Origin of the sequence: Streptomyces bohaiensis, assembly GCF_012033785.1 — a bacterium.
Classification (GTDB): Bacteria; Actinomycetota; Actinomycetes; order Streptomycetales; family Streptomycetaceae; genus Streptomyces; species Streptomyces bohaiensis.
The window spans coordinates 1-10,710 of sequence record NZ_JAAVJC010000165.1 but is presented as its reverse complement, the minus strand read 5'-3'; the positions used below and the strand labels follow the sequence as shown (position 1 = coordinate 10,710).

Genomic DNA, 10,710 nt, shown 5'->3' with positions numbered 1-10,710 from the left:
GGCCGGTGCCGCCCGCGCCCCCCGGGGTCGCCGGTCAGGGAGCGCCGCACGGGGCGGCCGGCCGCCCCGTGCAGCAGTCGACCCCGCAGCCCGGAACGCTGGGGTACACGGCCTCCGTGGAGCTCTCCTCGGATCGCCTCCTCCAGGAGAAGCGACGCAACAAGCAGCGGTCGCAGCCGGCGAGCCGCCCCAGCTCGCGTTTCAAGTTCGGAGCCAAGGCCGCCGAGGCGGAGCGCCAGCAGAAGTTGCAGCTCATCCGCACCCCGGTGCTCTCCTGCTACCGCATCGCGGTGATCAGCCTCAAGGGAGGCGTGGGGAAGACCACGACCACCACCGCGCTGGGCGCGACGCTCTCCTCCGAGCGCCAGGACAAGGTCATCGCCATCGACGCCAACCCGGATGCCGGGACCCTCGGCCGCCGGGTGCGACGCGAGACGGGGGCGACCATCCGCGACCTGGTCAGCGCGATCCCCTATCTCAACAGCTACATGGACATCCGCCGGTTCACCTCCCAGGCCCCCTCGGGGTTGGAGATCCTCGCGAACGACGTGGACCCGGCGGTCTCGACAACCTTCAACGACGAGGACTACCGGCAGGTCATCGACGTGCTGGGGAAGCAGTACCCGATCATCCTCACGGACTCGGGAACCGGACTGCTCTACAGCGCCATGCGGGGCGTCCTGGACCTCGCGGACCAGCTCATCATCGTCTCGACACCCTCCGTCGACGGAGCCAGCAGCGCCTCCACCACGCTGGACTGGTTGTCCGCCCACGGGTACGGCGACCTGGTGCAGCGCAGCGTCACCGTCATCTCCGGGGTGCGGGAGACGGGCCGGATGGTGAAGGTGGAGGACATCGTCGCGCACTTCCGCACCCGCTGCCGCGGAGTGGTGGTCGCGCCGTTCGACGAGCACCTGGCAGCGGGCGCCGAGTTGGACCTCGACCTCATGCGGCCCAGGACGCGGCAGGCGTACTTCGACCTCGCCGCGATGATCGCGGAGGACTTCACCCGGGCCCAGCAGGAACAGGGGCTGTGGACACCGGACGGCTCGATGCCGCCGCACATGGCGCCCCCGCTGCCCGGCGGTGGCACTCCGGGCGGCGCGGCCTACGGGTACCCGCCGGGCGGGCCGGGCGGGTACGGCTACCCGCCCGCGGAGCCCGGTTACGGATACCCCCCGCAGCAGCCGGGCGGATACGGTCGGCCGCCCCAGGCGGGGCCGGGCTGGCACCGGCCGCCCGGGCAGTGACCCGGGCTCTGTCGAGCGCGGCGGCACGGCCGCCCCGTCCTTCCGCCCCGTGCGGCGGGACGGGGCGGCTGCTGCGCGCACGAGGCCGCGTTCTTCGTCGGGGTGGTGCGCCTCACGACGGGGCGTCGGGAGGCCACCGCGCGGCGCCCCGGGTCAGTCGTCGTCCACGGGGACGGTCGGCGCGGTACCGGCGGTGAGCTCCCGGCTGCGGGCCACGTCGCCGGCCATCCGCTCGATGAACGCGTCCAGTGAGTCGAAGATCTCCTGGCCCCGCAGCCGCGCCAGGAAGTCGACGGCGACGTGGTCACCGTAGAGGTCGAGGTCGTCGCGGTCGAGGGCGTACGCCTCGACGGTGCGCGCCGTGCCCTCGAACTGCGGGTTGGTGCCCACGGAGACGGCTGCCGGGAGGGACGCGGCGCCGACGGTGAGCCATCCGGCGTACACGCCGTCCGCGGGGATCGCCGCGTACGGCACCGTGTCGAGGTTGGCGGTCGGGTAGCCGAGATCACGGCCGCGCTGCGCCCCGTGCACCACGGTGCCCTCCACGCGGTGCGGTCGGCCGAGCATCGCGGCTGCCGCACCGACGTCGCCCTCGGCGACAAGCCTCCGGACCGACGAGGAGGAGTAACGGTTGTCCTCGCCCGGGGCGCCGTCCTCGCCCCGGCTCTCGGCCGTCGGGGTGTAGAAGTCCACCACCTCCACGTCGAAGTCGTGGACCGGGCCCAGCTCGCGCAGCGTCTCGACGGTGCCGGCCGCGCGGTGGCCGAAGCGGAAGTTCGGCCCCTCGACCACGGTGCGTGCGTGGAGCGATCCGGCCGGCACGCGGGCCACGAAGTCCTCGGGGGAGAGCTGCGAGAACTCGTCGGTGAACGGCAGCACCAGCACCGCGTCCACCCCGAGCTCGCCCATCAGCCGCGCACGATGGGCGTGGGTGGTGAGCAGCGGCGGGTGGGTGCCGGGGCGCACGACCTCCTTGGGGTGGGGGTCGAACGTCACCACGACGGCGGGGACACCGAGTTCACGCGCACGGGCGACGGTCCGCCCGATGATGAGCTGATGCCCTCGATGGACCCCGTCGTAGGAGCCGATCGTCACGACGCTCCGCCCCCAGTCCCTGGGGATGTCGGCCAAATCGCGCCAGCGTCGCACCGGTATCTCCTCGTCGTCTCCCGCACTACTGCCGCGTCAAAAATACCGGCCGTCCGGCGCCTCGACGCGGCGGGGACCGGTGTGCGGCGGGCCGGCCGCCTCCGACGGGAGCACGATCCCCTCGAGCGCGGTGTGGTCGAGGCGGTCGGCGCGGCGGGCGGACGGCACCCGGGGCGCGTCGGCCGGCGGTACGGGAGTCGCGTCGCCGCCGAGCGGGGCCGCTGCGGACGGCCCGGCCCCGCCGACCGGAGCGGCGGTCCGTTCTCGGGCAGGGTGGGGCACGGGGCGGGCATCGACTGCGGCGCCGGGACGCGCGCACGGCACGAGGTCGGCGCCGGAAGGGGTCGGCGCCGACCGGGCTTCTCCGGCTCCGGGGCCCGGTGCCGACAGAGTCGGCCGCCGCCCCGGGTGGACCACGAGCTGTGCCAGGTAAGCGGCGTCCGCCGTGTCGACCTCCACCAGTGATCGGGCCACGGCGGCCCGCACAGCAGCGGCCGCCGTGCGCCCGAGGGCCTCCACGAGGGCCGTCAGCGTGGCGCGCGCGGCATCGCCCTGGGCCAGCCGGGTTCGGACGAAGGCCGCCACGGTCTGGGCCGCATGGGGCGCCGGCAGCGTCGCGAACTCGGCCACCAGTGCGGCCACGGGGCGGGCGAGGGCGGGCGTGCCGATGCTCGCCAGGGCTGCCAGGGTGGTCGCGGCGGTGGCCGGGTCCGCTCCCGACTGGTGCAACCGGAGCCGGAAGGCCGCCAGCACCCGGCAGGGCGCGCTGTGTGCTTCCGCCGCGACAGCGCAGGCGAGTGCGCTGTCCCCCGCGCTGCCGTCGGCGTACCGGACCAGGTGTGCCAGCGCCTCCGGCAGGTACCCGCCGCGGGTCAGCGGATCACCGACGAGCACTCGGTAGGCGGCCGCGCGCAGCCTCGGTTCGTCCTGGTGCCGGGCCAACCTGCGGGCGGCACGACGCAACTGGTCGCGCGGGGCGGAGGCCCCCTTCGGCACGGCGGAATCCAGGAGGCCCAGGTGGTCGGCCGCCGCACGGCGACGTTCCGGCAGCGGGTCCGCCGACCATCGCACCACGGCCTCGCAGAGGCCGGCGGGGTCGAGCCGCACGAGGTCGGCCAGCAGCGCCCTGCACCGGGGGTGGCCCTCGTCCACCAGGGCATCGGCGAGAGCGGAGGGCGCGGCACTCCGTCTGCCGGTGAGGAGCCGGTGGGCTACGTCGGCAATGGTGGTGCCCGGGCCCGCCGGGGAGGCGTCGTTCGGGGCGCTGCCGCTCGGCAGCACTCGATCGTCGGCGAGCCATCGGCAGAGCACGGGGCGGGCGCCGTCCGGGTCGGTCGCCAGCAGCTCACCGGCCGCCGCGGCGTAGGAGTTCCGTGCGCGCGCCGCGGCACGGGGCGCGGCGGTGGCAGTCGGTGCCTCGGGATCGTCCTCGTGGGGTCCGCCGGCCGGAAGTGCGAGCCGCAGCAACTCGAGGCGGTCCGCCGTGCTCAACCGCATCCGCCGCCAGAACGGGCCGGGGAAGTCCGCGGCCGGGGTCCGCCCATCCCCCACCAGAGCGGCGAGCCGTCGGGCCGCGTCGCGTTGGCCGGTCGCGTCCGGCAGTCGCAGCAGCGTCTCTCCGAGCAGGTGGACGCACCACCACCGGACGTCGCGACCGGTGACGGTGGTGGCCGGAGTCTGGGGACTCGGGGCCCCGCTCCGGGAGGCCGGGGCCTCGGGGAGCGGGTCGGGGGCGATCTCCGGGGCCGCGGTACCGAGTGCGGCGAGTGCGTCGAGCAGTCGGTGCAACCGGTGGCGGAGGGACTCCGCGCCGAGTTCCCGTTCGGCTCGGAGCAGTGCGAAGACGACGGGGCCGATCCGGTGGCGGGGAACCGGCGGAGGTGTGTCCGCGGCGGGATCGGGTTCGGGCGCCGTCAGCAGGTGGTCGAGCGTGGCATCGAGATCGAGGTGGCGTCCTTGGAGCCAGTCGGCGAACTCCTCGTCGGTGAACCGGTAGGCCGGCCCGGCCGCGGCGAGCACCCCCTCGGAGAGCACGGCGGCTGCCCAGCCGTCGGCTGTCGGGAAGAGCAGCTCGAAGGCGGCACGGGGCAGCACGACGGGGCCGAGGGACTGTCGTGCCGCCTCGTGCAGTCGCGCCTGTACCTGCGCTGCCAACCGGCGCAGCGCGGTCCCGCTGAGGTCGGGGCGGAACCGCTCCGCGACCCGCAGGGCCGTGAGGTCGAGGTGGGCTGCGAAGATCTGCTGCCGGTCGGGCGCGCCCAGCTCGCGTCCCGTGCTGTGCTGCGAAGCCCGGATGTCGGCGAGCATCCGGAGGGACAGCGGATGTCGTCGTTCCGCGGGGTCCACGGCGGAGCCGAGGCCGAGGGCCTCCCGGACCCCCGTCGCCTGCACCGGCGGCAGGTCCCCGAGCCAGTGGCAGGCGGGAAGCGCGATACCGGCCGCCGCCGCGGGCGCCGGCCCGCCGCGCAGGCTGTCGGCGGCGAAGTGCCCCCCGGCGTGCTCCCAGAACTCCGGGCGGCAGGCGATGACGAGCCGGGCGCCGGCGGCGCGGAGCCAGGCCGCGGAGGCCGCTGCCCAGTGCGCGAGGTCCGGGACGAGCGCAGCGGGCATCTCCTCGGGTGTGTCGACGACGACCAGGAGCGAGCGTCCCGAGCGGCGCGCCACGCGCGCCAGCACGTCGGGGTCCGGGACCTGCGCGGGGGCGGGCGCGCAGCCGGACGGCCGGGGCAGCGTTCCCGCGTCGGCTGCGGCCGCCCGGGCCAGCGTGCGCCGCAGGGCGTCCCGGATGCCGCGGTCGCCAGCCTCGAGGTCGGCGCCGCGCAGCCACACGGTGGGCGCGGTCCGTTCCGGGGCGGCCCGGTGAGCGGTGTGCGCGACCAGCACCGTGCTCCGTCCCGTCCCGGGCGGGCCGACGAGGGCGAGCACGGTGCGGTCGGAGGAGTCGAACTCCCTGAGCGCCGCTGCTGCCTCGGGCCGCCGGGTGGCAGCGGCCGCGGCGGGCAGCGGGCGGCGGGGCGGCAGCGTGCGGGAGCAGATCGCGAGGGCACCGGCGGTGTTGAGGTCGGCGCCGTCTCCGGCCACCAGCAGCGCGTTCCGGCGCAGGACGGCGGCGAGGGGGCCGTCGGGCTCCGCCTCGGCCGCCTCGGGCAGCGGTACGGCGAAGGCCCCGCCGTGCTCCCCGCTGTGCAGCGCTGTGCCGAGGACGGCGACCACCGCTCCGGTGTCGACCGCCAGCACCGGGCCGCCCGTCACCTCGTGGTTGAGCCGGAGTCGCACGGTGCGGGGCTCCGGCACGTCCAGGCGCAGGACGCACGGCAGGGGGTGAAAGCGGTCGGTGGCGGTGTAGGTCGCGGGGCCGGCTCCGGTGACGACCGACTCGGCCCACGCGTCGAGCGGGATGCGGACGGGCGTCCGGTCGCACTCGGCTCGTGCGGAGCCGATGAGCAGCGGAGCGCGCCCGGTGAGCCCCGGGACGCGGACCAGTGCCAGGTTCCACTCCGGCAGCGGCGTGACATCGGCCGCGGGGACCACGCAGGGGGCGCCGTGTTCCGGGTGGATCACCACCCGGGCGAGGCCGTCGACCGCTTCATGACTGGTGATCACGGTGCCGTGGTCGTCGGCGAGGAAACCACGGCCCCGGGGGCGGCCCGCGAGGTCGCGGACGGCCGGCAGCAGCACGGGGTCGGCGGGGTGGGGCTCTGCCACAGTGATCGCCTCCTGCGGGTCGGGTACCGCGAGGTTCTGCCCAGAGCCCCGGAAGTTGCCCGCCGTTCACCACAGCAGGGCGATGTGCGCCGCGAGAAGGCACCTTCGCGCCCCCCGATCGGGTGACCGCGGCGGGACACGGGGCGGCCGGCCGAGGTGATCGTCACACCGCCGCGACGAGGGCTGTGCTCGTCACCCCCGATCCACCGGGCGTTCCACCCAGCCGGCCCCAGGCATCCCCGGCCGGCGCGCGGCCGCGTCGCTGAAACGGCAGGGAAGCGCCGCACCCGCGGGGGACGCCACGCCTGCGGAAGCCACGCGGCCGCGCCACAGCCGGACAGCCGGAGCCGCACCGTGCTCCGGCCGCTCCCGCTCCCGCCACCCTCACCTGGGCCGACGCGCGCCCCCCGCCCGGTCACTGCCTCGCTTCGATGCCGCCCGGCCTTCGGTGTCAGCTGCCGGGCCGAGCGAGAACGGCGAGAATGCGGGCACGGTGTCCGTCCCGCTCGACCAGCGCCACCAGACTGCCGTCCGCGCTCAGCGCGGCGACGGGCCCGGACGGCAGCTCGGGGGGCATGTCGACCTTGACCCCGTTGGCCAGCAGGCCGGCCCGTCGACTGTCCAGGTCCCACCGCGGGAAGGCGGTACCGGCGGCCTCCGCCAACGGGAGCGGAAGGAGTTCCTCCTGGAGCTGCTCCAGGGTGCGCGCACCACCGATCCCGTAGGGGCCGACCCGCGTACGCCGGAGAGCCGTGAGATGGCCCCCCGTGCCCAGCGCCTCGCCGATGTCCCGCGCCAGCGCACGGATGTAGGTACCCGAGGAGCAGACCACGCTGACGACGACGTCCGTGACGGCCGTGCCGTCCTCCGCCGTCGCCGTCCGCACGTCGTGCACCGCGAACGAGGAGACGGTGACCGGGCGCGCCGGGATCTCCACGTCCTCGCCCTCACGCACCCGGTGGTAGGCGCGCTTGCCGTCGATCTTCACCGCGCTGACCTTCGACGGCACCTGGAGGATGTCACCGGTGAGGCGCGCGACCTCGCGGGCCAGATCCTCTCGGTCCACGACCGCCGCGCCCGACGCCGAGACGACGTCGCCCTCGGCGTCGTCGGTCACGGTCGCCTGCCCCAGGCGGACGGTCCCCAGGTACTCCTTCTCGGTGAGCGCGAGGTGGCCGAGGAGCCGGGTCGCCCGGCCCAGGCCGATCACCAGCACGCCGGTGGCCATGGGGTCCAGCGTGCCCGCGTGGCCGACGCGCCGTGTCCGGGCGATGCCGCGCAGCTTCGCCACGACGTCGTGCGAGGTGAACCCGGCGGGCTTGTCGACGACCAGGAGCCCGTCGGGGCCGGTGCTCTGCCGGGCCATCAGCGTGCGCTGTCCCCGCCCCGTTCACCGCCGGTGGGGCCGTCGTCGGTCTCGGGGGCCTCGTCGGTCTCGGAGGCCTCGTCCACCTCGTCGGCCGGGTTGCGACCGTAGGGGTCGGGGTCGCCGGCGTACTGCGCACCCTCGGCCTCCTGGCGGAGCTTGGCGTCGCGGGCCCGGGCGGCGTCGAAGAGCTCCTCCATCGCGCGGGCGTTCTCCGGCAGGGCGTCGGGCACGAATGCCAGGCTGGGCGTGTGCTTGATACCCGCGGCGCGCCCCACCTCCGTGCGGAGCATGCCGCGGGCGCTCTCCAGCCCCGCTGCGACCTCCGCGCGAGCGGTGTCGTCGCCGTACACGGTGTAGAAGACGGTGCTCTCCCGCAGGTCGCCGGTGACGCGGGTGTCGGTCACAGTGACCTGGTGGTTCTTGATCCGCGGGTCCTTGATCCCCCGCTGGATCTTCTGCGCGACCACCTCGCGGATGAGTTTCGCCAGGTTGTCGGCGCGCGCGCTGCCGCTCACGGTCACGTCTCCTTCTCGTGCGAATGCCGTGCGGGCGACGACGGTCAGTCGTCGTCGCCGTGGAGCCGCCGTCGGACGGACAGCAACTCCAGCTCCGGCCGGGCGGCCACCAGCCGCTCGCACCGGTCGAGGACGTCGGTGAGGTGACCGGCGTCCCCCGAGACCACCGCGACGGCAACCTCGGCGCGGCGGTACAGATCCTGGTCCCCCACCTCCGCCACGCTGACCGCGTACGTGCGGTGCAGCTCGGCGACGAGGGGTCTGACCACGGATCGCTTCTGCTTCAGTGACCTGACATCGCCCAGGAGCAGGTCGAACGAGGCCGTTCCCACATACATGCGGGTGATCGTAGTGCCGCCCGGGCAGGCCGGTCGACGGATTTCCCGTCGACCGGCCCCCCGGGCGCGGTGTCACCTCTACGGCGTCAGCCGCGGGGCTTCTCCCGCATCTCGTAGGTGGCGATGACGTCGTCGATCTTGATGTCGTTGAAGCTGCCGAGGTTGATACCGCCCTCGTAGCCCTCGCGAATCTCGGTGACGTCGTCCTTGAAGCGCCGCAGCCCCTCGATGTTGAGGCTCTCCGCGACGACCTTGCCGTCGCGCAGGAGGCGGGCCTTGGTGTTCCGCTTGACCTCGCCGGAGCGGATGAGCACACCCGCGATGTTGCCCAGCTTGGAGGAGCGGAAGACCTCGCGGATCTCGGCGGTGCCGAGCTCCACCTCTTCGTACTCCGGCTTCAGCATGCCCTTCAGGGCCGCCTCGATCTCCTCGATCGCCTGGTAGATGACCGAGTAGTAGCGGACGTCCACACCCTCGCGCTCGGCCATCTGCGTGGCCCGCCCGGCGGCGCGCACGTTGAAGCCGATGACGATGGCGTCGGACCCCGTCGCCAGGTCGATGTCGGTCTCGGTGACCGCACCGACACCGCGGTGCAGGACCCGCAGCTCCACGTCGTCGCCGACGTCGAGCTGAAGCAGCGCCGACTCCAGCGCCTCGACCGAACCGGAGGCGTCACCCTTGATGATCAGGTTCAGCTGCTCCATCTCACCGGCCTTCAGCGCCTTGTCGAGGTCCTCGAGGGACACGCGACGGGTGCGCTTGGCGAAGGCGGCGTTCCGCTCGCGGGCGGCACGCTTCTCGGCGATCTGGCGGGCGGTGCGGTCCTCGGAGACCACCAGGAAGTTGTCGCCGGCGCCGGGCACGTTGGTGAGGCCCTGCACGAGGACCGGCGTGGACGGGCCGGCCTCCTCGACGTTGTTCCCGGTGTCGTCGAGCATCGCCCGCACGCGGCCGTGGGCGTCGCCGGCGACCATCGTGTCGCCGACCCGCAGGGTGCCGCGCTGGACCAGGACGGTCGCGACGGCGCCGCGGCCCTTGTCCAGGTGTGCCTCGATGGCGATGCCCTGGGCGTCCTGGTTGGGGTTGGCCCGCAGGTCCAGCGTCGCGTCGGCGGTCAGCACGACGGCCTCGAGGAGCCCGTCGATGTTGATGCCGGGCTTCGCCGCGACGTCGACGAACATCGTGTCGCCGCCGTACTCCTCGGCCACGAGCCCGTACTCGGTCAGCTGGCCGCGGACCTTCGCCGGGTCGGCACCCTCGACGTCGATCTTGTTGACCGCGACGACGATCGGCACACCGGCGGCCTTGGCGTGGTTGAGCGCCTCCACCGTCTGCGGCATCACGCCGTCGTTCGCCGCGACCACGAGGATCGCGATGTCGGTCGACTTGGCACCGCGGGCACGCATGGCGGTGAACGCCTCGTGACCCGGGGTGTCGATGAAGGTGATCTTGCGCTCTGCGTCGTTGACCACCGTCGACGCCTGGTAGGCGCCGATGTGCTGGGTGATGCCGCCGGCTTCGCCCTCGATCACGTTGGTCTTGCGGATCGCGTCGAGCAGGCGGGTCTTGCCGTGGTCGACGTGGCCCATGACGGTCACGACCGGCGGACGCGCGACGAGCTCCTCCTCCTCGCCCTCGTCCTCGCCGAACTCGATGTCGAAGGACTCCAGGAGCTCCCGGTCCTCCTCCTCCGGGCTCACGATGCGGACGGTGTAGTTCATCTCGTCGCCGAGCAGTCGCAGCGTCTCGTCGGAGACCGACTGGGTCGCCGTGACCATCTCACCGAGGTTGAACATCACCTGCACCAGCGAGGCGGGGTTCGCGTTGATCTTCTCCGCGAAGTCCGTCAGCGACGCGCCGCGGGAGAGACGCACGGTCTCACCGTTGCCGCGCGGCAGCATGACGCCGCCCACCGACGGGGCCTGCATGGCCTCGTACTCCTGACGGCGCTGCCGCTTCGACTTGCGACCACGCCGCGGGGGGCCACCGGGACGACCGAAGGCGCCCTGGGTTCCTCCGCGGCCACCGGGGCCACCGGGACGGCCACCGAAGCCGGGACGGCCACCGCCGAAGCCCGGACGGCCACCGCCGCCACCACCGGGACCGCCGGGACGACCGGCGAAGCCGCCGCCACCGGGACGGCCACCGCCGCCGGGACCGGCCGGACGGCCGGCGAAACCGCCGCCACCGGGACGGCCACCGCCACCACCGGGACCGCGGCCGCCGGCCGGACCGCCGGGACGACCGCCGGCAGCGGGACGCTGCGGCATCATGCCGGGGTTCGGGCGGTTGCCGCCGCCGGGACGGGGTGCCTGCGGACGCGGCATGTTGCCGGGGGTCGCACGACCGCCGCCGGGCGCCTGCGGGCGGGGACCGCCCTGGCC

At 74.4% G+C, this 10,710-nt stretch carries 7 protein-coding genes; 1 reads left to right on the top strand and 6 read right to left on the bottom strand.

Annotated elements, in window-relative coordinates:
- The coding region (locus HCN52_RS16885; RefSeq protein WP_168089288.1) for a MinD/ParA family ATP-binding protein at positions 1 to 1,250 on the top strand (1,250 nt) is incomplete at its 5' end.
- A 153-nt stretch (positions 1,251 to 1,403) separates the two neighbouring features.
- Here HCN52_RS16885 and HCN52_RS16880 read toward each other — a convergent pair.
- The 6 genes from HCN52_RS16880 to infB all read right to left on the bottom strand — a co-directional run.
- Complete coding sequence (locus tag HCN52_RS16880) at positions 1,404 to 2,399, bottom strand: bifunctional riboflavin kinase/FAD synthetase (RefSeq protein ID WP_168089287.1); 996 nt, start codon at positions 2,397 to 2,399, stop codon at positions 1,404 to 1,406.
- A 36-nt stretch (positions 2,400 to 2,435) separates the two neighbouring features.
- Entirely contained in the window at positions 2,436 to 6,104 is a 3,669-nt protein-coding gene (locus HCN52_RS16875; protein WP_168089286.1) for a serine protease, read from the bottom strand.
- Between the two features lie 451 nt (positions 6,105 to 6,555).
- Positions 6,556 to 7,470, bottom strand: coding sequence for a tRNA pseudouridine(55) synthase TruB (gene truB / locus HCN52_RS16870; RefSeq protein ID WP_168089285.1), 915 nt, complete (start codon positions 7,468 to 7,470; stop codon positions 6,556 to 6,558).
- Entirely contained in the window at positions 7,470 to 7,988 is a 519-nt protein-coding gene (gene rbfA, locus HCN52_RS16865) for a 30S ribosome-binding factor RbfA (protein WP_168089284.1), read from the bottom strand. The genes truB and rbfA overlap by 1 nt, the downstream gene beginning before the upstream one ends.
- A 44-nt stretch (positions 7,989 to 8,032) precedes the next feature.
- Entirely contained in the window at positions 8,033 to 8,326 is a 294-nt protein-coding gene (locus HCN52_RS16860; RefSeq protein ID WP_168089283.1) for a DUF503 domain-containing protein, read from the bottom strand.
- Positions 8,327 to 8,412: 86 nt separating this feature from the next.
- The coding region (gene infB / locus HCN52_RS16855) for a translation initiation factor IF-2 (RefSeq protein ID WP_168089282.1) at positions 8,413 to 10,710 on the bottom strand (2,298 nt) is incomplete at its 5' end.